Origin of the sequence: Rhizobium sp. MHM7A, assembly GCF_005862215.1 — a bacterium.
In the GTDB taxonomy this organism is placed as follows: Bacteria; Pseudomonadota; Alphaproteobacteria; order Rhizobiales; family Rhizobiaceae; genus Rhizobium; species Rhizobium bangladeshense.
In genome coordinates, this window is sequence record NZ_VCHT01000008.1 from 203,945 (window position 1) to 227,925 (window position 23,981).

Annotated in this window: 16 protein-coding genes, 1 pseudogene and 1 riboswitch; of the genes and pseudogenes, 13 read left to right on the forward strand and 4 right to left on the reverse strand. The window is 60.1% G+C overall.

Annotation, left to right across the window (positions count from 1 at the left end; translation table 11 throughout):
• The first annotated feature begins 161 nt into the window (after positions 1–161).
• The 6 genes from FFR93_RS24730 to FFR93_RS24755 all read left to right on the forward strand — a co-directional run bounded on the left by FFR93_RS24730 (position 162) and on the right by FFR93_RS24755 (position 8,626).
• Positions 162–566 carry a FixH family protein gene (locus tag FFR93_RS24730; protein ID WP_138395117.1) on the forward strand — a complete coding sequence of 135 codons (405 nt, stop codon included), beginning with the start codon at positions 162–164 and terminating at the stop codon, positions 564–566.
• Positions 563–1,999: an efflux RND transporter periplasmic adaptor subunit gene (locus FFR93_RS24735; RefSeq protein ID WP_246661362.1), complete on the forward strand. Its 1,437-nt coding sequence runs from the start codon at positions 563–565 to the stop codon at positions 1,997–1,999. Before FFR93_RS24730 ends, FFR93_RS24735 begins: the two co-directional genes overlap by 4 nt.
• Positions 1,996–5,169, forward strand: a complete 3,174-nt coding sequence (locus FFR93_RS24740; RefSeq protein ID WP_138395118.1) for a CusA/CzcA family heavy metal efflux RND transporter — start codon at positions 1,996–1,998, stop codon at positions 5,167–5,169. The genes FFR93_RS24735 and FFR93_RS24740 overlap by 4 nt, the downstream gene beginning before the upstream one ends.
• Entirely contained in the window at positions 5,166–5,618 is a 453-nt protein-coding gene (locus FFR93_RS24745) for a DUF411 domain-containing protein (protein ID WP_138395119.1), read from the forward strand. Before FFR93_RS24740 ends, FFR93_RS24745 begins: the two co-directional genes overlap by 4 nt.
• A gap of 292 nt (positions 5,619–5,910) precedes the next feature.
• Positions 5,911–6,264 carry a cupin domain-containing protein gene (locus FFR93_RS24750; RefSeq protein ID WP_064711203.1) on the forward strand — a complete coding sequence of 118 codons (354 nt, stop codon included), beginning with the start codon at positions 5,911–5,913 and terminating at the stop codon, positions 6,262–6,264.
• Between the two features lie 235 nt (positions 6,265–6,499).
• Positions 6,500–8,626, forward strand: coding sequence for a bifunctional diguanylate cyclase/phosphodiesterase (locus FFR93_RS24755; RefSeq protein WP_138395120.1), 2,127 nt, complete (start codon positions 6,500–6,502; stop codon positions 8,624–8,626).
• 121 nt (positions 8,627–8,747) lie between these two features.
• On the opposite strand, the gene FFR93_RS24760 is transcribed toward FFR93_RS24755, so the two are convergent.
• Both FFR93_RS24760 and FFR93_RS24765 read right to left on the reverse strand, forming a co-directional pair.
• The gene (locus tag FFR93_RS24760) at positions 8,748–9,992 is read right to left on the reverse strand and encodes a cytochrome P450 (protein ID WP_138395121.1); all 1,245 of its coding nucleotides are present in this window, start codon (positions 9,990–9,992) and stop codon (positions 8,748–8,750) included.
• Between the two features lie 147 nt (positions 9,993–10,139).
• Positions 10,140–11,393 (reverse strand): GGDEF domain-containing protein, encoded by a 1,254-nt coding sequence (locus FFR93_RS24765; protein ID WP_138395122.1) that lies wholly within the window; start codon positions 11,391–11,393, stop codon positions 10,140–10,142.
• A 394-nt stretch (positions 11,394–11,787) separates the two neighbouring features.
• Between FFR93_RS24765 and clpP the strand changes: the two genes are divergently transcribed.
• The 6 genes from clpP to FFR93_RS24795 all read left to right on the forward strand — a co-directional run bounded on the left by clpP (position 11,788) and on the right by FFR93_RS24795 (position 20,849).
• Positions 11,788–12,417, forward strand: a complete 630-nt coding sequence (gene clpP, locus FFR93_RS24770; RefSeq protein WP_038688182.1) for an ATP-dependent Clp endopeptidase proteolytic subunit ClpP — start codon at positions 11,788–11,790, stop codon at positions 12,415–12,417.
• 301 nt (positions 12,418–12,718) lie between these two features.
• Positions 12,719–13,996, forward strand: coding sequence for an ATP-dependent Clp protease ATP-binding subunit ClpX (clpX, locus tag FFR93_RS24775; RefSeq protein WP_004680013.1), 1,278 nt, complete (start codon positions 12,719–12,721; stop codon positions 13,994–13,996).
• Positions 13,997–14,398: 402 nt separating this feature from the next.
• Positions 14,399–16,816: an endopeptidase La gene (gene lon / locus FFR93_RS24780; protein ID WP_138395123.1), complete on the forward strand. Its 2,418-nt coding sequence runs from the start codon at positions 14,399–14,401 to the stop codon at positions 16,814–16,816.
• A gap of 206 nt (positions 16,817–17,022) precedes the next feature.
• On the forward strand, positions 17,023–17,298 hold the full coding sequence (gene hupB, locus FFR93_RS24785) for a DNA-binding protein HupB (RefSeq protein ID WP_003558438.1): 276 nt from the start codon (positions 17,023–17,025) through the stop codon (positions 17,296–17,298).
• Positions 17,299–17,414: 116 nt separating this feature from the next.
• Positions 17,415–17,566: riboswitch (FMN riboswitch) on the forward strand.
• Positions 17,567–17,657: 91 nt separating this feature from the next.
• Positions 17,658–18,557, forward strand: coding sequence for a DMT family transporter (locus FFR93_RS24790; RefSeq protein ID WP_138395124.1), 900 nt, complete (start codon positions 17,658–17,660; stop codon positions 18,555–18,557).
• Positions 18,558–18,650: 93 nt separating this feature from the next.
• A complete protein-coding gene (locus FFR93_RS24795; protein ID WP_138395125.1) occupies positions 18,651–20,849 on the forward strand; it encodes an esterase-like activity of phytase family protein in 2,199 nt (732 codons plus the stop codon).
• An 81-nt stretch (positions 20,850–20,930) separates the two neighbouring features.
• Here the strand turns inward: FFR93_RS24795 and FFR93_RS24800 are convergent.
• A pseudogene (locus tag FFR93_RS24800) lies at positions 20,931–21,789 on the reverse strand (LysR family transcriptional regulator).
• Between the two features lie 104 nt (positions 21,790–21,893).
• Between FFR93_RS24800 and FFR93_RS24805 the strand changes: the two are divergent.
• The gene (locus FFR93_RS24805; protein ID WP_138395126.1) at positions 21,894–22,883 is read left to right on the forward strand and encodes a zinc-dependent alcohol dehydrogenase family protein; all 990 of its coding nucleotides are present in this window, start codon (positions 21,894–21,896) and stop codon (positions 22,881–22,883) included.
• A gap of 71 nt (positions 22,884–22,954) precedes the next feature.
• Here the strand turns inward: FFR93_RS24805 and FFR93_RS24810 are convergent, their stop codons facing one another.
• Entirely contained in the window at positions 22,955–23,941 is a 987-nt protein-coding gene (locus FFR93_RS24810) for an aldo/keto reductase (protein ID WP_064707081.1), read from the reverse strand.
• Positions 23,942–23,981 lie beyond the last annotated feature (40 nt).

Genomic DNA, 23,981 nt, shown 5'->3' on the forward strand with positions numbered 1-23,981 from the left:
CGATGCCAGCTTGGCATCGGCTGTCCCGGAGCCGCCCGCCCGACCCCCAAGAGCCTGACTATATCGACAATTGCGAAACGCTGACGCTGGTTCCACGACGCGTTCGGCAACCATTGTTCGCGGCATGCCTATGGCTTTCCGCAAAATAGATGTAGTCAAACATGAAGAAAACCAACCTCCTTTCGCGGGCGCTGCTCGCAACAATCACCTATGCCGCTCTTTCACTTTCCGGTGCCCACGCTGGCGCACAAGACTATGAGTTCCAGCTTTTCCCGTCCGAGGTGAAGACGGGGCCGGCAGCCGAAGTCTCCGTACGCCTCGTCGACAAGAGGACGGGCAGTCTCGTCTCGGATGCGGTCATTTTCACGACCCGGATGGACATGGCTCCCGAGGGCATGGAGATGATGGCGACCCCGGTCGAGGAGCTTCCGTCTTCGCAGCCCGGAACCTACAAGTTCAAGACGAACCTCAGCATGGAAGGCGGTTGGCGCTTTCAGATCGGGGCCAAGGTGCAGGGCGAAGGCGAAACCGTGAATGGTGAAGTCGTCGTAAAGGCTACCCCGTGAAGACGACCACATGGCTGGTCGCCGTAACCTCCTTCGCCGTGATCGGCGGGGGAGCGTACTTGGCTGGTGCCACTGGGGTTGGCCAGCAACAGCTCGACTATTTGCTAAGGTTGGCGTCTGCAGAGGCGGAGCCGGTGATCCCCGTCGGCACCGGAAGCATTATCTATTACCGCCATCCCGATGGTCGCCCCGAGTATTCGCGCCAGGCCAAGAAGGCTGCCGACGGCCGTGACTTCGTCGCTGTCAGGCAGACTGCCGACATCAGCTTCGACGCCTCTGGCGTCGTGGCGGCGAAGGACGCTTCCCAAAGCGCACCCGTGCTTGAGCAGGCACAGGAACAGCGCAAAATTCTCTATTACCGCAACCCCATGGGTCTGCCGGACACGTCGAAGGTTCCCAAGAAAGACAGCATGGGGATGGACTACCTTCCTGTTTACGAGGGTGATCAGGCTGATGCTTCTACGGTCAAGGTTTCCCTCGGCAAGCTGCAGCGGACAGGCGTGAAGACTGCGGTCGCCGAAATGGCGGCCATATCCCGGAAGGTACGGGTTCCCGGAACTGTTACCTGGGACGAAAGGCTTGTGAGCGTCATCTCGATGCGAACGGACTCCTTCGTAGATGAGGTGGCTGGCATCACGACGGGCGACCGTGTGTCGAAGGGCCAGAAGCTTTTCAGCTTCTACTCCCAGGAAATCGCGACCGCCGGCGCAGAGTTCGCGGCAGGAAGGAGCGCTGGCCGCGCAACGGAAAGCGGCTCCGCGCTCCGACTGAAGAACCTCGGCGTGCCTCAAGAGGTCATCGACGGGATTGCTGCAAAAGGCCAGGTCCCGACGAGCATAGACTACATGTCGCCGCGCAACGGGGTCGTCCTGGAGCGCTTGGCGACCACGGGTATGATGGCGAAGCCCGGCGACCCTCTGTTCAAGATCGCCGACATCTCCACGGTTTGGATCGTTGCCGAAGTTCCCGAATACGACATTGGCTCCGTGAAGATCGGGTCTCCGGTCAAGGTTTCGGTTAGAAGCCTGCCTGGGCAGTCGTTCTCCGGTACTGTCAGCTTGTTCTATCCACAGATCGAAGAGCAGACGCGGACGACGAAGGTCCGGATCGAGTTGGCGAACCCCAATGGACTGCTTCTGGCGAACATGTACGCCGACGTCGAGATCGAAGCGGGTGCGCCCAAGCCTGTGGTTAGTGTTCCGTCGAGCGCCGTGATCGACACGGGCGACCGCCGGGTAGTGTTCATCGACAAGGGCGACGGACGCTTCGAGCCCAAGGATGTCTCCGTAGGCGTTCGTGGCGGCGAGCACACGGAGATCCTCAAGGGCATCGTCGCGGGCGACAAGGTCGTCGTTGCGGCGAACTTCCTCCTCGATGCAGAGAGCAATTTGAATTCTGCGTTGAGTTCGATGACCGAGGAGGCAAAGCCATGATCTCTAAAGCCATCTCCTGGTCTGCGCACAATCTTCTGCTTGTCTTCGTCTCCGCCGCACTTCTGGTTGCCTCAGGTATCTACGCACTCCGGTCCCTTCCGCTCGACGCCATTCCCGACCTCTCGGACATCCAGGTCATCGTCTATACCGAATACCCCGGCCAAGCGCCGCAGGTCGTCGAAGACCAAGTGACCTATCCGCTGACGACATCGATGCTGACGGTCCCGAAGTCCAAGGTCGTTCGTGGGTTTTCTTTCTTCGGCTCCTCCTTCGTCTACGTGATCTTCGAGGACGGCACCGATCCGTATTGGGCAAGGAGCCGCGTGCTGGAATACCTGAACGGGGTGTCGAACCGACTGCCACAGGGGGTCACGCCAACGCTTGGGCCCGATGCCACTGGTGTGGGCTGGGTCTATCAATACGCAGTTGTCGCCCAGAACCTGACGCTTGCAGAGCTACGCTCGTTGCAGGACTGGGTGATCCGCTTCGGGCTCGCGAAGTCCGAAGGTGTCGCCGAGGTCGCAAGTGTCGGCGGCTTCGTGAAGCAATATTCCATCGTCGTCGATCCCTCGCGCCTGAAAGCACAGGGTGTCTCCTTGAACGATATCGCCAACGCCGTCCGGGCAAGCAACACGGACGTTGGCGGCCGGACCATCGAGCTTTCCGAATTCGAATTCATGGTCCGGGGGCGTGGCTACCTCAAGAGTGTTAGCGATATCGAGAACATCACCCTGAAGTCGACTAACGGCGTGCCTCTGCGGCTGGCAGATGTCGCGAGGGTCGAGCTTGTTCCGGATGAAAGGCGCGGGATCACCGAATTGAACGGTGACGGCGAGGTCGCGAGCGGCATCGTCCTCCAGAGGTTCGGGTCCAATGCACTGACCGTCATAGACAACGTCAAGAAGAGCATCGACGGGGTCAAGACCAGTATGCCAGCGGGGACGGAGATCGTTCCGGTCTACGACCGCTCGACGCTGATCGAAGCCGCCATCGAGACACTCAAAGGGACGCTCGTCGAGGAATCCATCGTGGTCGCGCTGGTGACGGTCGCGTTCCTGCTTCATTTGCGGAGTGCTCTTGTCGCCATCATCATGCTCCCTGTCGGCATCCTGATCGCCTTCATCGCCATGAGATTCTTGGGGATCGGTGCGAACATCATGAGCCTCGGAGGGATTGCCATCGCAATCGGGGCGATGATCGACGCCGCCATCGTCATGATCGAGAATGCCCATAAGCATCTGGAACGAGCGCCGCCGGACAAGCCAAGGATCGAGGTACTGGTGGCGGCGGCCAGCGAGGTCGGGCCGGCGCTGTTCTTCAGCCTGCTGGTCATTACGGTTTCCTTCCTGCCGATCTTCACCTTGGAATCGCAGGAAGGGCGGCTCTTCGGTCCACTAGCCTACACCAAGACCTTCGCCATGGCGGCAGCTGCCTTCCTGTCGGTCACGCTGGTTCCGGCGCTTATGGTCGTCTTCGTACGGGGCCGGATCGTTCCCGAGCATAAGAACCCGTTGAACCGGTTTCTGATCTGGGTCTATCGACCGATCATATCGGGAGTGCTCAAGGTGAAGACGCTGACGATCCTTGCCGCCGTTGCGATCCTCGCCGCAAGCGTCTGGCCTGTTCAGCATATCGGCAGCGAGTTCATGCCGAACCTTGACGAAGGCACGCTGATGTACATGCCGACGACACTGCCGGGGATTTCCGTCACCAAGGCGGCGGAGTTGATGCAGACGCAGGATCGCATCATCAAATCCTTCCCTGAGGTTGAAAGCGTGTTCGGCAAGGCCGGCAGGGCGCTGACTGCCACGGACCCGGCACCGACGGAGATGTTCGAGACTATCATCACCTTGAAGCCAAAGTCACAGTGGCGGCCAGGGGTGACCACGGAAAGCCTCAAGCGGGAGATGGATGCGGCCCTGCAATTCCCGGGCGTTTCGAATGCCTGGACCATGCCGATCCGCGCTCGTATCGACATGCTCTCCACCGGCATCAGAACGCCCGTCGGGGTCAAGGTCTATGGCACCGACCTCGGCGAAATGGAGAAGGTGGCCCGGCAAATCGAGGCCGTCCTGAAGACGATCCGGGGCACCTCAAGCGCCTATGCCGAGCGGGTAATCGGCGGCTACTATCTGGATATCGTTCCCGACAGGATCGCGCTCGGACGCTATGGTTTGACTGTAGACGACGTTCAGACTGTGATAGGAAAGGCGCTAGGTTCGGAGGTCGTGACCTCGACCGTGGAAGGCCGGGAGCGGTACGGCGTAGCGATCCGCTATCCGCGATCCACCCGAAGCGACCCTCAATCTATCGCACGGGACGTCCTTGTTTCGTTGCCCGGCGGCGGGAACGTTCCCCTCGGAGAGGTGGCCGAAGTCAACCTCACACGTGGGGCGACGACGATCCGAACCGAAAACGGCCAACTGGCCGTCTATATCTTCGTCGATATCGCCAACCGCGATCTCGGCGGCTACGTGGCTGAGGCACAGAAGGCTGTCGCCAACAAGGTCAGGATGCCCCCCGGCTATTCCGTCGCTTGGAGTGGACAGTTCGAATACCTGGAGCGAGCAAAAGCGCGGCTGACAATCGTCGTCCCGCTGACATTGGCCCTGATATTCCTGCTGCTCTATCTTAACTTCAAGCGGCTGACCGAAACGATGATCGTCATGCTGTCGCTGCCCTTTGCCCTGGTAGGCGGCATCTGGCTAATGTGGTGGCTGGGCTTCAACGCTTCCGTCGCGGTGGCGGTCGGCTTCATAGCACTGGCGGGCGTCGCCGCGGAGACAGGTGTCATCATGCTGATCTATCTCGATCATGCGATGAACGAGCAGAAGGCCGAAGCGCTCGCGGAACGAAGGGACTTCACACGGCAGGACCTGAACCGCGCCATCATGATTGGAGCAGTCGAGCGCGTACGGCCCAAGATGATGACGGTCGTCGCGATCATGGCCGGGCTGCTTCCGATCCTGTGGCGCACTGGAACCGGCTCGGAGATCATGCAGCGGATCGCCGTGCCTATGATCGGTGGGATGGTGTCTTCAACCATCCTGACACTGGTCGTCATCCCGGCCGTCTACGGATTGATAAAGGGATGGTCGCTCTCTGAAGCAGGCTTCGCAACTGCCGAGCCTGACGAAATCGAATATCAACGGAAGGAGAAACGAGCATGAAACGCAGAGCTTTCATGTGCCTGGCGGCGACAAGTGCTATTGCTGCCATAACTCGACCTGCGTCCGCATCCCAGCTCCGGATGGACGTCTACAAGGACCCGACCTGCGGGTGTTGCGAGGCTTGGTCGAAAGCCATGGCCGACGCTGATTTCAACGTCGTTGTTCGCGATGAGGATTTCATGGCAATAAAGGCCAAGCTTGGCATCCCAGAAAACATGCAGGGGTGCCACACCGCTGTGGTGGGCGATTACTTCTTCGAAGGACACGTCCCATTGGAAGCCGTCGAAAAGGTCATGAGCGAGAAACCCCGTATTGCCGGTCTTGCAGTGCCGGGCATGCCTGCCGGCTCACTGGGAATGGGGGACGATCCGAAAGCGGCTTATGAGGTATACAGCCTGAGCAAGCCGGAGATGACGCCGACAATGTTCATGCGGATGGGCAAGGCTTAGCCATCAACTATGCGGCTCAATTTCGATGATGTCGACGGTGCAAGTTGCCGAGGGTTGACCGTCCAGGGCACCGGCCTCGGCGACTAAAGATGTGCGAAAACAGTCAACAAAACAATGATCTACGTTCTGGTTGCAGAGTTGGTCAAGGTATTTGACGTAAGGCCTATACCTGAGCAATGGAATGTGAGGAAACAGCCACACTACGTGAAGTCGTCTCCTTTGAAACTCAATGATTTCAACGGGGGTGTTGTCAAACGTATGTGACGAACAACATCTGAGATCGGAGGGACCCATGGTGACCGCCACCAATTTCATCACCTTCAACATCGATGGCATCGAACCGGAGTTCGGTGCCCCGGACCCCGGCCGGATCATCTCCGGCGACCCGCAGTTCCGTACGTGGAACTTGGAGGAGTCGGAAGGCGGCCTCTATTCCGGCATCTGGGAGGCGACACCCGGCAAGTGGCGGATCGTTTACGAGGAGTGGGAATATTTCAACCTGCTGTCCGGTCATTCGATCGTCACGGAGGACGGCGGTGAGCCGGTCCACCTGAAGGGCGGCGACCGGATGATCCTGAGACCCGGCTTCAAGGGAACCTGGGAAGTCGTTGAAACGACTCGCAAGGACTACGTGATCAAGATTTGAGCAGCGGCTGCGGATCGACTGTGACGATGACGGGCCTGTCCCGGTTTGCGGCGATTACGGGCTGTTTCTCCTGAAATAACCGCTTCTCTTTCGCGGATAGAAGGCATTTGATCTTTCCCATTAATGGGACCTGCATCGTCAAAATGCTAGATCTGATCTGCAGCGCATTGCGGACATGATGTCTCCTGCAGTCACTACAGACATGGCCTTGCAATTCATTCTTTTCGGGATTGGCATGTCGTCAAATCTTGCGGGTAGGCACGTTCGTACGCAGACGTCTTCCATCATTGTGACAACAGTTTGCTTCCTCGTCGTCGCGCTCGTACTGACCGGCCTTGTGGCCCACGTCGTCGCCACGATGACCCGGTCGGCGAACGAGATCGACGATGCAAGGGCCAACCGCGCCGCTCGCGCGTCGATCGCAGCCTTTGTCAGTCGCCTGAGCGCGACAACGACTGATAACGCCGTATGGGATGATGCCTATAAGGCGATTTCATCTGCCGGCGCCGCGGATTGGGCCTATGAGAACTGGGGCAAAACCAGCGAGGACTACCCGCTTTATGACGGCGCGATCGTGATCGGTCCCGACCGCTCCTCCGTCATCTCCGCCTATGGCAAAGGCAAACCAATCGAGCCGAGTGCTTTCTTCGGCCAGGCCTTCTTCCGGCAGATCAACACAGCCGCCGATTTCGAACAGGCGCCGGTGGTCAACTTCATCAAGACCGAAACTGGGATCGCGCTGATCGCGTCACAGGCAATTCAGCCTTATGATGAGGAGGGCGAGCTCCCGGAGCTCAGCGTGCTGAGCTTCTACAAGGAATTCAACTCGGAAGTTCTTGGCACACTTTCGAACGAACACGAACTCGAGGGCTTGCGCCTTGCAGCCGCGCCCCAGCCGGGCCTGCTGAACACCCCGATCACGGACATGAAGGGGGCCGTCTTGGGCCATCTCGTCTGGCCGAGCAAAGCGCCGGGAAGCGCCGTGTTCCAGCAGGTCTATCCTTATGTTGCAGCCGCCACCATCATCCTCGTGCTGTTCCTGGTCGGCGTTCTGCTGGTGGGCGCATCCGAGGCGCGGCGCCTGCGCCAACTGGCGCTGGCAGCTATATTCGAAGCGAACCACGATAGCCTGAGCGGCCTGCTGAACAGGCACGGGCTTCTCGCCCTGCTAGAAGAGCTGGAAGGCTCGGATATTTCGCCGCCTCGGCTCTATCTGGTCGATCTCGATGGCTTCAAGGCGGTCAATGATGCCTGGGGGCATGCGGTTGGGGATGACCTCATCCGGATCGTTTCGAGCGGGCTGAGCGCCTGCCATTCAGAAGTCGTCGCCGCGGCGCGGCTCGGAGGCGACGAATTTGCTCTGGTGCAGGTCGGAACCGCCGCGCGCCAGGAGATAGAAGAGACCATTCTGGCCCTGTTTGCCGATCCCTTCAAAATCGATGGACGAACGATCGAGGTTGGCGCGAGCATCGGTGCTGCTGCGCGTGACGGAGACATCGAGCCTTTGGAGCTTCTGCGCAGGGCTGATATGGCGCTCTATCGCGCCAAGGAGAATGGCAGAGGCCGGGCGATCGAATACGATTTCGAGCTGGATCGGGAGCGCCAAAGGGTCGCTGAATTGGAAAGCCAGTTGAAGAGCGCCATAAGCAACGGTGCGATCGAAGCCGTTTTCCAACCTCTCGTCTCTGCAACGACGGGTGCTGTCACCGGTCTTGAAGCGCTAGCCCGCTGGCGGACTGCGACAGGAAATATCAGCCCGGAGATTTTCATTTCGCTTGCCGAAAGATGCGGCCTCATCGATGCGCTCGGCGAGCATATGCTGAAGACATCGATCGAGCATGCCAAGAACTGGCCCGGTCTGGCGCTGTCCGTCAACGTTTCGCCGGTCCAGCTCTGCAACCCGGAATTTGCCGCCGAGGTGATCTCGCTCCTGCAGGAACTCGATTTCGATCCGAGGCGCCTGACATTGGAGATCACCGAAGGTGTCCTCATGACAAATCCGGATCAGGCCCGCCGGTCGATAGATCACCTAAAACAGGTCGGTATCAAATTCGCGCTCGATGACTTCGGCTGCGGCTATGCAAGTATTGGCGCATTGCGGCAGTTTGGCTTTGATCGGATGAAGATCGCCCGATCGCTCGTGTCCGCTCTCGACCAGGCCTCGAACGGTGCCGATGTTCTCAAGGCAACCATCTCTCTGGCGACCGCCCTGCAGATTCCGGTCACCGCAGAAGGCATTGAGAATATGCACCAGGCAGCGATATTGCGGGAGGCCGGCTGCGACCAACTGCAAGGCTATTTAATCGGAAAACCCATGTCGGCGTTCGACATATCCAGCAAGCTTCAAGAACAAGCAGCCTAATGCCACGAGATTGCGACATCAGGCTATGTGGTAGAATACGGGCCGGCCCCTGAAAGTTTCCAGTCAATGAAGGTCAAAAGATTACATCACCGGGCGGTACGGCTGATCTACTAAGGGGCATTCACCACCGCAGATCCAGCCGGTCGAGACCGTGGAAATGATAGACGTCCTTGACCACGGGCGTCCTCGCCAGCTTGAGGCCGGAAAGCCGCTCGAACAGGATGGGCAGCACGACGTTGAGCTCCAGCCGCGCCAGCGGTGCGCCGATGCAGAAATGGATGCCGGCGCCGAAGGAGAGGTTGGGCGCCTCGTTGCGATCGGGCCGGAAGGCGAGGGGATCGGTGAATCTAGCCGGGTCGAGGTTGGCCGCGGCGAGGATGAGGCTGACCTTGTCGCCGCGCTTTAAGGAGACACCGTCGATCTCGGCAGGCTCCAAAGCCCAACGCTGGAAGATGTGAACCGGCGCACAGATGCGCAGGGTTTCCTCGACCGTTCGCTCGGTCGTGGCTTCGTCCCGGAAGAGCTCCGCCGGATCGCAGCCGCTGTTGAGGATGGTGTGCACGGAGTTGCCGATCTGGTGCACGGTCGCTTCGTGGCCGGCATTGAGCAGCACGATCGTCGTTGAGATGAGTTCTTCTTCGGTGAGATACTGACCCTTGTGCTCCGTGTGGATCATGTGGGTCAGCAGGTCGTCGCGCGGTTCGGCCCGGCGTTCCGCAATAACTCCTCTGACATAGTCGGAAAATTCCCTCGCCGCCCTTTCGGCCTCGTCCTCCTGCTCGCGCGTTCGGCCGAACATGTACATGCGGACGTAGGCATGCGACCAGGCAAGCAGCTGTGGTCCCATCTCCTCGGGGATGCCGATCATGCGGGCAATCATCGTCACCGGGATGATGTCGGCAAAGGCCGAGAGCAGCTCGACCTCGCGCCTCCCCACAAAGTCGTCAATTAGCCGGTTTGCTAGCTCGACAAGCTCCGGCTTCATCTTCTCGACATGGCGGGAGACGAAGGCGCGGTTGACGAGCGTGCGCAGCCGCGTGTGCTCCGGCGGTTCGAGCTCGAGCAGGGAATAACGTTCCGAGAGATCGAAACTCTCAAGATGCGCCATCGGCTCGCCCAGGCCGAGCTCCTGGCGACTGGCAATATGCAGGATCTGCCGGCCGAAGCGGCGGTCGCGCAGCAGACCGTTCACATGGTCGTAGCCGGTGAAGAACCACTGTTTCTGCTCTGTCCAGTAGAAGGTCGGACAATGGGCGTGAAGTGCGGCATAGACGGCATTCGGATTGCCGTAAAAGGCCGGATTGCGGGCGTCCAGCGAGACATGGCGGAGGGCAGGGTCGATCGAGAGGAAGGGCGGTATCGTCATGAACCGAAGGCTTAGCGGATTTGCCCGGCCTCGAAAAGATGAGAGGTAAGGAGTGCCGGCCGGACACGAGGCGCGCCGCATCGGGCGCCAATGACTTTAAGATCTGTGTCTAAGCCTGAAGATTGATTCTGTTTTTCAGAATTAATGCTAGCCGGCCCGTGAGAGCGCGCCCATGCGTCGCAGCGCCTCGACCTGGTCGTCGACCGTCGGCACGAGTTCGCCGGCGGTGGTGCTCGGCGTGGCAGGCGCCGGGGCCGCCGCTTCCGCCTCACCGAAGGTGACCGTGCAATTGCGGCCTGCGGCCTTGGCCGCATAGAGCGCCCGATCGGCGGCCGAGATCAGCTTGTCCATATTGGCTTCGATCGAGGAGGCGAGCGCAATGCCGATGCTGACGGTGACCGGAACGATAGACTCGCCGGTGCTGACGGGAAGGCGGCAGAATTCGGTGCGGATAGCTTCGGCGATCGCCTCGGCTTCCGTCTGGTCCGCGACGGCCGCGAAGGCGGCGAATTCTTCACCGCCCATGCGGCCGAAGATGTTGTTTGGAATATACTGCCGGGCCATGCGCGCGAAAGCGGTGAGCACGGCGTCGCCGGACTGATGGCCGAAGCGGTCGTTGACGCGTTTGAAATGGTCAAGGTCGAAAAGGACCACCGCGACCTGCCGCTGCTCGCTATGGGCTCTCTCCTGGATGGATTCGAAATAGCCGAGCAGGCCACGGCGGTTAAGCACGCCGGTCAGGGAATCGGTCAGTGTCATCGCACGCAAGTGCCGTTCGGAGCGCTCCATGACCAGTCGGCATGTGAGCGCGAAGGCGATGGTGAGCAGGAAGGCGCTAGCCATTGCCGAGACGCCGCCGAGATTGGTTGCCTCGGTATCGCTTGGCAGCGTCACCGCCATCGTCAGCGCCGAGCCGAAACATAGGCAGCCCTGGATGACGAACACGCCCATCAGCTTGATGCGGGTGCGCTCGCGGCGCATGTCGCCGGCGGCGACTGCCATGGCCAGTGCCGTGGCACCCGTCGCCGAAGCGAGATTATAGAGCACGACGCGGTTGGAATAATCGGTGTTGACCCAGGGCAGAAACACCCCGGCCAGCCAGATTGCCGGCGGCAGCAGAGCCCACCATTCAATCTTCTTTCGGTCGAGTGCAAGAAAGCCCGCTACCCAGGCGCTCTGGCCGAGCAGCGCGATGGCATTGCCCACCTCGATCGAAAACAGGCTGGGTATTTCGCCGCGCAGCGAGATCATCGCAAAGCCGATGCCGGTCAGAAAGAAGCCGAGGCCCCAATAGAGATAGGCTTCGTTCCTGACGTTGTGGCGCCAGGCGACGAAAAGCACCAAAGCGAGCGTCATGGCCTCCGAACACCAGATGGCGAGACCTGTAGCGATATTGAACACGGCAGCAACCCCTTGCCCGTCGGCTTGTCTGTTGGCCCGCATCCTTGCGGAGGAAGTTCGCCAGTTCCTTAATGCCATTGCGCTGCGGCATGATTTTCGGCTGCTATCTGGCTATAGGCTTTCCGTTGGGTAAACGTGCGTGAGCGCTGCCGAATGGAGTAACCTTTCCTTCATCCTGTCATCGAGAAAAGCGGGGGGAGCCGAGATCGAGGGCTCGCGGCCGACAGGCGTTTGCGAGAAAGAGGCTGCCGGCGTCGAAGCCTTGCCGCCTTGCCCGCCTTCTTAACGTTATCCAAACGCGTGTCTTGAAGAGGAGGGCAGGGACACTCTATGTAGGGATAAGACATTTTCTTTGATTCCCGGCCTGCCGGCATGACGTTGACAAAGGACGCACATGAGAAACCCAGTTGATACCGCAATGGCCCTCGTGCCGATGGTCGTGGAACAGACCAACCGCGGTGAACGCTCCTACGACATCTATTCCCGTCTGTTGAAGGAACGCATCATCTTCCTGACCGGCGCCGTCGAGGATCACATGGCAACGCTCGTCTGCGCTCAGCTTCTCTTCCTCGAGGCGGAAAACCCGAAGAAGGAAATCGCCCTCTATATCAATTCTCCCGGTGGCGTCGTCACCGCCGGCATGGCGATCTACGACACTATGCAGTTCATCAAGCCTGCGGTGTCGACGCTCTGCATCGGCCAGGCCGCGTCTATGGGATCGCTGCTGCTGGCGGCCGGCCATAAGGACATGCGCTTCGCCACGCCGAATTCCCGCATCATGGTTCACCAGCCCTCGGGCGGCTTCCAGGGCCAGGCCTCGGACATCGAGCGTCACGCCCGCGACATCCTGAAGATGAAGCGTCGGCTGAACGAGGTCTATGTCAAGCACACCGGCCGCAGCTATGAGGAAGTTGAAAAGACGCTCGATCGTGACCATTTTATGGATGCGGACGAGGCCCAAGGCTGGGGCGTGATCGACAAGGTTCTGACGTCGCGCCTTGAGATGGAAGGCGAGCAGGCCTAGTAATTAATTGGGATGGTGTTTTCCTCGCCACAGTTCTATCTCATTTGTGATCGAACAAGGCTTTCATCCGGCGACGAAGACGCTAATAGTAACTATTAATGCTATGTTGAATTTTTATGACATAGCATTTGGCATTCGAAGGGGAATTCGTTGCCGCCGGAACCCGGACATGGTTGATTGGGACCGGTTCGTAGCCCCTGAAGCCCTTCTCGGCAAAGGCTCCGGAAACGGAGTGCCGCCAGGAGTGATAGAGTGGACCGCGATTTCGCCTTGAAATGCGGCGTGCTGGAAGGAAAGTGATATGAGCAAGGTCAGCGGCAGCAACGGCGGCGACAGCAAGAACACCCTCTATTGTTCGTTCTGCGGAAAGAGCCAGCACGAAGTTCGGAAACTGATTGCCGGACCGACCGTCTTCATCTGCGATGAATGCGTCGAATTGTGCATGGACATCATCCGCGAGGAAAACAAATCCTCGATGGTCAAGTCCCGCGACGGCGTCCCGACGCCTCAGGACATCATCAAGGTCCTCGACGAATATGTCATCGGCCAGCGGCAGGCAAAGAAGATCCTGTCGGTCGCCGTTCACAACCATTACAAGCGCCTGGCGCACGCCTCTAAGAACGGCGAAGTCGAGCTGGCGAAGTCGAACATCATGCTCGTCGGTCCGACCGGCTGCGGCAAGACCTATCTTGCACAGACGCTTGCCCGCATCATTGACGTTCCCTTCACCATGGCGGATGCGACGACGCTGACGGAGGCCGGTTATGTCGGCGAGGACGTCGAAAACATCATCCTGAAGCTCCTGCAGGCCGCTGACTACAATGTCGAGCGTGCGCAGCGTGGCATCGTCTATATCGACGAAGTCGACAAGATCTCGCGCAAGTCCGACAATCCGTCGATCACTCGGGACGTCTCGGGCGAGGGCGTTCAGCAGGCGCTCTTGAAGATCATGGAAGGCACGGTTGCATCTGTTCCGCCGCAGGGCGGTCGCAAGCACCCGCAGCAGGAGTTCCTGCAGGTGGACACGACGAACATCTTGTTCATCTGCGGCGGCGCATTCGCCGGCCTCGACAAGATCATCTCCGCCCGTGGCGAAAAGACCTCGATCGGCTTCGGCGCGACCGTCAAGGCTCAGGACGACCGCCGCGTCGGCGAAGTCCTGCGCGAACTGGAGCCGGAAGACTTGGTCAAGTTCGGCCTCATTCCCGAGTTCATCGGCCGTCTGCCTGTTCTGGCGACGCTCGAGGATCTCGACGAGGACGCGCTAATCCAGATTCTGTCCGAGCCGAAGAACGCGCTTATAAAGCAGTATCAGCGCCTATTCGAGATGGAAGATGTGGAACTGACCTTCCATGAGGATGCGTTGCGCGAAATCGCCCGCAAGGCGATCGTGCGCAAGACCGGCGCCCGCGGCCTTCGTTCGATCATGGAAAAGATCCTGCTCGACACGATGTTCGAACTGCCGACGCTGGAAGGCGTCCGCGAGGTCGTGATCTCGGAGGAAGTGGTGCGCGGCTCGGCCCGTCCGCTCTACATCTATGCCGATCGTCAGGAAGAAAAAGCCAACGCTTCCGCGTAATCTTGTGGCTTTCGCACCATTATTTTGAGGGGCTTGCCATGGGCGAGCCCCTTTCTATTTGAAAAACCATGCGAGGCGCTGTTAGTATCTTGCCGGTGGGGACCGGAATTGCCTTTGCCGATGTCGCGCAAGGGGCGGTGCTTGGTGAAGATGCAGCGATTCCGTAAGCCTATTGCTGGCGTTGTATTTTAGCGGGTCGGAAGTGGTAAGCGCCGGTCCAGCCACGCGCTTCATAGTGTTGGCGTTCCGTTGTAATAAAGCTGTCACATCCGTGGAACGCGGGCGTTAGCGTGGCTTGAAAAGCGTAGTCAGAACCTCCACTTGTAGGCCAAGTGAGAGTGCCGGCCGGTCCCAAGCGGCCGTGCAGAGAGCCCGGCAACGGGACGATGGAAAGGACATAAAATGACGAAGAAAACGTCTGTAGCGAGCAGCACTGCCTACCCTGTTCTGCCCCTGCGCGACATCGTGGTTTTCCCGCATATGATCGTGCCGCTGTTTGTCGGTCGGGAAAAGTCGATCCGTGCGCTCGAAGAGGTCATGGGCTCGGACAAGCAGATCATGCTGGTGACGCAGATCAACGCCAGCGACGATGATCCGGACCCTTCGGCGATCCACAATGTCGGCACGGTGGCAAACGTACTGCAGCTGCTGAAGCTGCCTGATGGCACCGTCAAGGTTCTGGTCGAAGGCCGCGCCCGCGCCGAAATCGACACCTATACGAGCCGTGAGGATTTCTATGAGGCGCTCGGCCATGTGCTCGAGGAGCCGCATGACGATCCGGTCGAACTGGAAGCCTTGTCGCGCTCGGTCGTTTCCGAATTCGAAAGCTATGTGAAGCTCAACAAGAAAATCTCGCCCGAAGTGGTCGGCGCCGCCAGCCAGATCGACGACTATTCCAAGCTCGCCGATACGGTCGCCTCGCATCTGTCGATCAAGATCACCGAGAAGCAGGAGATGCTGGAGACGACGAGCGTCAAACAGCGCCTCGAAAAGGCTCTCGGCTTCATGGAAGGCGAAATTTCGGTACTGCAGGTCGAAAAGCGCATCCGCTCGCGCGTTAAGCGCCAAATGGAGAAGACCCAGCGCGAATACTACCTCAATGAGCAGATGAAGGCGATCCAGAAGGAACTCGGCGACGGCGAGGAAGGCCGCGACGAGATGAGCGAACTGGAAGAGCGCATCGCCAAGACCAAGCTGTCAAAGGAAGCCCGTGAAAAGGCCGATGCGGAGCTGAAGAAGCTGCGCCAGATGAGCCCGATGTCGGCCGAAGCCACCGTCGTGCGCAACTATCTGGATTGGCTGCTCGGCATTCCCTGGGGCAAGAAGTCGAAGATCAAGGCGGACCTCAACAACGCCGAAAAGATCCTTGAAGCCGATCACTTCGGTCTCGACAAGGTCAAGGAGCGCATCGTCGAATATCTCGCCGTGCAGGCCCGGGCCACCAAGATCAAGGGCCCGATTCTCTGCCTCGTCGGCCCTCCGGGCGTCGGCAAGACCTCGCTCGCGCAGTCGATCGCCAAGGCAACCGGCCGTGAGTATGTCCGCATGGCGCTCGGTGGCGTTCGCGACGAAGCTGAAATCCGCGGTCATCGCCGCACCTATATCGGTTCGATGCCCGGCAAGGTCATCCAGTCGATGAAGAAGGCGAAGAAGTCCAACCCGCTCTTCCTGCTCGACGAAATCGACAAGATGGGCATGGATTTCCGCGGCGATCCGTCCTCGGCTCTGCTCGAAGTGCTCGATCCGGCGCAGAACTCGACCTTCATGGATCACTATCTGGAAGTCGAATATGACCTCTCGGATGTGATGTTCATCACCACCGCGAATACGCTGAATATTCCGGCACCGCTGATGGACCGCATGGAGATCATCCGGATTGCCGGCTACACCGAGGACGAAAAGCGCGAGATCGCCAAGCGGCACCTGCTGCCGAAGGCCATCAAGGAACATGCGTTGCAGCCGGAAGAATTCTCGGTCAGCGACGACGCCCTGATGGCGATCAGCCAGCAGTACACCCGTGAAGCCGGTGTCCGCAGCTTCGAACGCGAATTGATGAAGCTCGCCCGCAAGGCGGTCACCGAGATCATCAAGGGCAAGACGAAGTCCGTTCACGTGACGGCCGCCAACATTGCCGACTATCTCGGCGTCCCGCGCTTCCGCCATGGCGAAGCCGAGGGCGAGGATCAGGTCGGCGTCGTGACCGGTCTTGCCTGGACGGAAGTCGGTGGCGAACTGCTGACCATCGAAGGCGTAATGATGCCGGGCAAGGGCCGCATGACGGTTACCGGCAATCTGAAGGACGTCATGAAGGAATCGATCTCGGCAGCGGCCTCTTATGTCCGCTCGCGCGCCGTCGATTTCGGCATCGAACCGCCGATGTTCGAAAAGAACGACATCCACGTGCACGTGCCGGAAGGTGCGACACCGAAGGATGGCCCGTCGGCCGGTGTCGCCATGGCAACCGCCATCGTATCGATCATGACCGGCATTCCGGTGAACAAGCATGTGGCCATGACCGGTGAAATTACCCTTCGCGGCCGGGTGCTGCCGATCGGCGGTCTCAAGGAAAAGCTGCTCGCAGCGCTTCGCGGCGGCATCAAGAAGGTGCTGATTCCGGAGGAAAACGCCAAGGATCTGGCGGAGATTCCGGACAATGTGAAGAACAGCATGGAGATCATCCCGGTCTCCCGGATGGGCGAGGTGATCAAGCATGCGCTGATCCGCCGGCCGGAGCCGATCGAGTGGGATGGCACGGTGGAAACGCCTGTCATCACATCGGTGGAAGGCCTTGATGACTCGGGCGTAGCCATAGCGCATTGAGTGGCATTTGCCACATTTATGCCCAATTGGCGCAAAAGACACAAAAAGGCTGGCGGAAACGCCAGCCTTTTTTGTGAAAACGTCATGGAGACGCTTGCTTTTCCTTGATTTGCAGGGCTTTTGGGTTCCCGGCGGGCCTGATGAAACCTATTCTGCGCCTAGCTTAGATTTGAGTCGTTTCATACCATTTTGAAAGGGGTGGAAACATGAACAAGAATGAACTCGTGTCCGCAGTCGCCGAAAAGGCAGGACTGACGAAGTCTGACGCGGCTTCCGCTGTTGACGCGGTTTTCGACGTTGTCCAGGCCGAACTCAAGAACAAGGGCGACATCCGCCTTGCTGGTTTCGGCAGCTTCACCGTTTCTCATCGCGCTGCAACGAAGGGCCGCAACCCGTCGACTGGCGCTGAAGTCGATATTCCGGCCCGCAACGTGCCGAAGTTCACGCCCGGCAAGGGCCTGAAAGACGCCGTTAACGGCTGATTTGATCGTCCGCCAGTCGTAAACGAGAACGGCTGAACAGGATTTCGAGGGGTTCGGCGTGCCGGACCCCTTTTGTTTTGCCGCTTGCCGCAGGCAGCGCTTTGTTTTACGAAAGATGCCGTTCTCAGGGCGGGGTGAAAGTCCCCACCGGCGGTAAGGGCTGCGGCCCGAGCCCGCGAGCGCCTTCTCAAGCTTCGGCAGGGGAGGGGTCAGCAGATCCAGTGCAATTCCGGAGCCGACGGTATAGTCCGGATGAAAGAGAATGAGCATGGCCGCGAGCGGGCAGGGGACTGCCGGCGTCCGCGTGTCATCGCCTCATGCGTCCTGATTTATGTTGGTCCCTGTTTTGGATGGAAGACATGAATCAGAATTCCCTTGCACTCCCGCGTTCCCGCGCCTTTGCCGGCGCAGCTTTCATGGTGCTCGGAGGCGTGGCCTTCTCGCTCCTGAACGTCGTCACCCAGTGGCTGACCATGAGGCTCGCCTTTCCGCCGGCCTCCGCAGCCTTCTGGCAGTATGCCTTCGCCTTCTTTTTCTCTTTGCCTTTTCTGCGCAAGGCCGGACTTTCGGCCATGCGGACGAACTATCCGTGGCGGCATGTCGTGCGCGTCCTCTTTGCCGCGCTCGGCGTCGAGGCCTGGGTTCTGGGTCTTGCCTCGGTGCCGATCTGGCAGGCGATCGCGCTCGTCATGACCTCGCCCTTCTTCATCATCCTCGGTGCCCGGCTGTTCCTCGGTGAGCGCGTCGGCCCGGCCCGCTGGGCAGCGACGGGTGTCGGCTTTGCCGGCGCGATGATCATCCTTCAGCCATGGTCGGACGGTTTCACCTGGGCCGCGCTCCTGCCGGTCCTCTCGGCGCTGCTCTGGGGTGCCTCCTCGCTCATCACCAAGAGCCTGACGGGCATCGAGAGGCCGGAGACAATCACTGTCTGGCTGTTGGTGCTGCTGACGCCGATCAACGGCAGTCTGGCGCTTGCGGCGGATTTTGCGGTGCCTACCGGCACCACACTCGCGCTCTTCCTTCTGGCAGGCCTCCTGACGGTCGTGGCGCAGTATTTGCTGACCCTTGCCTATGCCAGCGCCGACGCCGCCTACGTCCAGCCGTTCGACGATCTGAAGCTGCCGCTCAACGTGTTCGCCGGCTGGCTGTTCTTCGGCTACGCGCCCGCCGGCTATCTGTGGTTGGGCGCTGCACTCATTCTTTCCGCATCGCTCTTCATCATGAGGAACGAGCTGCGGCGGGAAAGGCAAACCGCATGACGCCAAGCCTCTGAAATCTTACAGCCTGTCATGTGTCTGTCATGGCAGTCCCGCAAAACCCCTCTATTCGATCTTTCGACATTGGGGGTTTCCATGACAATTTCATCCCGCAAGGCAGCGCTTGCTGCCGTGCTTCTCGCATCTGTTGCCTTTCCCGCTGCGGCTGAGCCGGTCTTCAACCGCGTCGCCTCCTTCCCGGTCGCCCAGAACCTGCCTGGTGACAAGGACAAGCTGTCGGTGACATCGGCAGAAATCATCACCGCGACCGACGACGGCAACACCCTGATCTATAGCGACAGCCCGCTCGGTGCGATCGGCTTCATCGACATCACCGACGCCAAGGCCCCGAGAGCCGCCGGCGCGCTTATGATGGATGGCGAGCCGACATCGGTCACCTCGAGCGCCGGCAAGGCGCTGGTTGCCGTCAACACCTCCGAAAGCAAGACCAAGCCCTCAGGCCGCCTCGCAATCGTCGACGTGGCGACGAAGAAGATCGAGAGTACCTGCGATCTCGGCGGCCAGCCGGATTCGATCGCCCTCAACAAGGATAAGACGCTCGGTGCCATCGCGATCGAAAACGAGCGCGACGAAGACGTCAATGACGGCAAGCTCCCGCAGATGCCGGCCGGCGACCTCGTCGTCTTCCAGGTCAAGAACGGCACAGTCGATTGCGGCACCACCAAGCACGTGGCGCTGACCGGGCGTGCCGGTGTCACCCCCGAAGATCCGGAGCCGGAATTCGTCGCTTTCAACGGCCTGAACGAAATTGCCCTGACGCTGCAGGAAAATAACGAGATCGTCATCATCGACGCCAACACGGCTCAGGTGAAGACCCACTTTACCGCCGGCAGCGCCGATCTCTCCGGCATTGACACGAAGCGCGACGGCGCCCTGAAATTCTCAAGCGAATCGAAAGGTGTGCTGCGCGAGCCTGATGCCGTGAAGTGGCTGGACGACAACCGCCTCGTCGTTGCCAATGAAGGCGATTACCAGGGCGGCTCGCGCGGCTTCACCATCTTCGACAAGACGGGCAAGGTCCTCTACGAATCGGGCGCATCCTTCGAACGCGCCGTTTCCCATATCGGCCATTATCCCGAAAGCCGTTCGGGATCGAAAGGTGTCGAGCCGGAAGGTCTCGAAGTCGCCAAGTTCGGCGACGACAATTATTTCTTCCTGCTCGCCGAGCGCGCCTCGATCGTCGGCGTCTATAAGGATACCGGCGCCGATCCCGAACTCGTCCAGCTGCTGCCGTCGGGTATTTCGCCGGAAGGCGCGATCGCGATTCCCCAGCGCAATCTCTTTGCCACCGCAAATGAACTCGACCTCGGAAAGGATGGCGGCGCGCGCTCGCATGTGATGATCTACGAGCGTTCGGAAGGCGAAAGAGCCTATCCGCAGATCGTCTCCGCCGAGAAGGATGGCAATCCGATCGGTTTCGCAGCGCTTTCGGGTCTCGCCGCCGTCCCCGGCAGACCGGGCATGCTCTACGCCGTCAGCGACAGCGTTCTGGGCTCGCAGCCGACGATCTACACGATCGACGCCAGCAAGAAGCCGGCGGTCATCACCGACGCGCTGGTCGTCAAGCGTGACGGCACTCCGGCACAGAAGCTCGACATAGAAGGCATCGCGGCTGCCGCCGACGGTTCCTTCTGGCTGGCCTCGGAAGGGTATAGCGAACGCCTCGTCCCGCATGCCCTCTACAACGTCAATGCCAAGGGCGACATCAAGGCCGAGATCGCCCTGCCGAAGGAATTTGCCGCCAACGAAATCCGCTACGGCTTCGAGGGCGTCGCCATTGTCGGCACCGGCGACGATGCCACGCTCTGGATGGCCGTCCAGCGCGAGTGGGGTGATGACGAGAAGGGCTTCGTGAAGCTCGTCTCCTACAATCCGAAGAAGAAGGAATGGGGCGCCGTGCGCTATCCGCTCGACAAGACGGAAAGCGGCTGGGTCGGACTGTCCGAGATTTCCGCCCACGGCGACAGCGTCTACATCATCGAGCGCGACAACCTGGTCGGCGACGCCGCCAAGCTGAAGAAGCTCTACAAGGTCGCAATCTCCGACCTGAAGCCGGGCAAGCTCGGTGGCGAACTGCCTGTCGTCAGGAAGACGGAAGCCCATGATTTCATAGGCGACCTGAAGTCGGCCACCAACGGCTACGTTCTCGACAAGCTGGAAGGTTTTGCCTTCGACGCATCGGGCAAGGCCTATGGCGTGACCGACAATGACGGTGTGAGCGACTCCTCCGGCGAAACATTGTTCTTCCCGGTCAACCTGACCGCCACTAACTGAGTTCGCGTTCCCATGAAAATGAAAGGCCGGGTTTAGCTCCCGGCCGGTTTCATTTGCCGGTTTGCCCCTGAACAGCCTGGCCTACGCCATGAGTTTAGGCAATGCAGCCGCCAATGCGTCGACAGCAAGACGAGTTCTGAGCGGCAGATGTGGTGTCTGCAGCCACAGCGCATGACAATCATACGGGAATTCTGGCTCGTCCGGCAGCACCACCACCAGCATCCCTGCCTGCACACGGTCCCGGATAAGCCAGGAGGGCAACCAGGCGAGCCCCATGCCTGCCGTTGCCGCATCAGCAATGGCATCGAGGTCGTCGAGCCTCAAACGGCTCTTGGGCCTGATTTCAGTCGGTGGCTCGTCGCCGCGCGGAAAAAGCCACGGGCGGAGCCGGGCGGAGCGGGCATATACGATTGCATCGTGCCTGCCGAGATCCTCGAGCCGCTCGGGCCTGCCTTGGGCATCGAGATAGGCTGGCGAGGCGCAGACCACCATGCGCTGGCGCGCGACACGGCGCGCGATGACGCCAGACCTGTCCTCCAACTCGCCAGTGCGGATCGCGAGATCGTAGCCGCCCTCCGCGAGGTCGATGACAGGATCGCTGAGCGATAGATCAAGTTCGAGGTTCGGATGCCGCTGGGCGAGTTCGCATGGTGACGCGCAGCCTTCCGCAGGGTTCGGAAAGATGATCGACTGCTAGCGCATCCGCAGCCTCGGTCTCCGCAAGGATCACCCGGCAGCGCTCGTAATAGGCGCGTCCGAAATCCGTCAGGCTCTGGCGACGCGTCGTCCGGTTGAGGAGGCTCACACCCAGGCGCTCCTCAAGAAAGCGGATATGCTTGCCGACCATCGGTCCGGACAGGCCAAGCGCCGCGGCCGTCGCTGCGAATGAGCCCAGATCGACGGCCTTCACGAAGACGGCCATGCTGGTGAGACGATCCATATTGCAAACTCGTGGTTTCTTCTGTCTTGCCTTTTGGCCAATTTATCTTCTGGAGGCGGCTTGGCATAGATCATTCGGTTCAATCATTTTGGAGTTGATATCGAATGGCACGTGTAATCCGCTTTCGTGAGCTTGGCGGTCCCGAGGTTCTCCGCATCGAGGATGTAGTGATTCCCGCGCCCCAGCCGGGGTTGGTTCAGATCCGCGTCAAGGCGCTGGGCATCAATCGCGCTGAAGCTTTGTTGCGGTCAGGCGCCTATATCGAAACTGCGCCGCTGCCCTCGGGCCTCGGCCTCGAAGCGGCTGGTATCATCGAGGCGGTGGGCGAGGGGGTGGATGGGTTTGTGCCCGGCGACCATGTCAGCATCATCCCGCCCATCTCTATGGTCCGGTGGCCGGCTTATGCGGAACTCATAACCTTTCCCGCCGAATTCGTCGTCAGGCATCCGCCGACGCTGTCCTGGGAAGCCGCCGCTGCCGTCTGGATGCCATATTTGACGGCCTACGGCGCACTCATCGACATTGCGAGGTTGAGCAAAGGTGATTTCGTCGCCGTGACCGCGGCATCGAGCAGCGTGGGACTTGCTGCGATCCAGATTGCCAACAAGGTCGGTGCGACGCCGATTGCGATTACCAGGACCTCCGTCAAGCGTCAGGCATTGCAAGATGCCGGTGCTGCGCATGTCCTCGCTTCACAGGAGGAAGATCTGCAAATGAAGCTGAAGGCCGTCGCCGGCCCGGATGGCGTGCGGGTCGTCTTCGATGCCGTCGCCGGCCCCATCTTCGAGCCGCTGAGCGCGGCAATGTCATCGGGCGGCATTTTCATCGAATATGGCGGATTGGACCCCGAGCCGACGCCGTTTCCGGTCCGTGCGGTGCTCGGCAAAGGCCTGACCCTACGCGGTTATCTCGTCCATGAGATTGTCCGCGATCCGGCGCGGCTGCAGGCTGCAAAGACCTTTATTCTCGAAGGGCTCGCGTCCGGCGCGCTGGAGCCTGTCATATCAAGGACATTCCCCTTCGAGCAGATCGTCGAGGCACACCGCTTCCTGGAATCGAACGAGCAGTTCGGCAAGATTGTCGTGACGGTCTGATTCCGTCCTACTTGGGAAAATGTCTCAAGCCCGGCCAGGCGGACAGCCGGGCTTGAACGGGCTGTCAGGGCTTACCAGCGCTGATGCACATGCGGCGCGATAAGTCGCTCGTAAATCTCGCGTGTCGCCGCCATGACGTCAGCCGAGAGCGGCGCGAGATCCGCGGCCGCCGCATTGGCTCTCGCCTGTTCGGCATTGCGGGCGCCTGGGATGACGACAGTGACGGCTTCAGCCATAAGGATCCAGCGTAGCGCAAAGGCGGCCATGGTGGCGCCCTGAGGCACCAGCTTGCGCACTTCCTCGACTGCCTGCAGCCCGACCTCGAGAGGTACGCCCGCAAAGGTCTCGCCGACATCGAAAGCTTCGCCGTGGCGGTTGAAATTGCGGTGGTCGTCGCTGGCAAACTGCGTCTCGCGACTTATCTTGCCGGAGAGAAGGCCGCTTGCCAGCGGTACGCGGGCGATGATCGCCACGTTCCTGCGGCGCGCTTCCGTGAAGAACAGATGGTCGGGGCGCTGGCGGAAGATGTTGTAGATGATCTGGGTGCTAACGACGCCAGGATATTCGATCGCCTTCAGCCCGTCCTCGACCTTTTCGACGCTGACGCCGTAACCCTTGATCTTGCCGGCCTTCTGTAGCGCGTCGAGGCCCTCGAAGACCTCGGGCTGGTAAAGCACTTCGCGCGGCGGGCAGTGCAACTGTACGAGATCGAGACTGTCGACCGCAAGATTCTTGAGGCTGCGGTCGATGAAGCCTTCGAGATTGGCCTTGCTATAGCCTTCCGCGACATGTGGGTTGAGGCGGCGGCCTGCCTTGGTCGCGACCATCGGGCGCTCGCCGCCGCGCGTCTTCAACACATCGGCAATGATCTTTTCCGAGCGACCATCGCCGTAAACATCCGCCGTGTCGATGAACGTCATTCCGGCATCGAGTGCGGCATTCAGCGCCGCCCGCCCGTCCGCCTCGCTGATATCGCCCCAGGAGCCGCCGATCTGCCAGGCGCCGAAGCCGATATTGGTGACGGTGAAAGGCATGCGGCCGAAAGCATGGTGTCTCATGAAAAAATCTCCCCAGGTTATGAAGAAATGCTGGCCTATC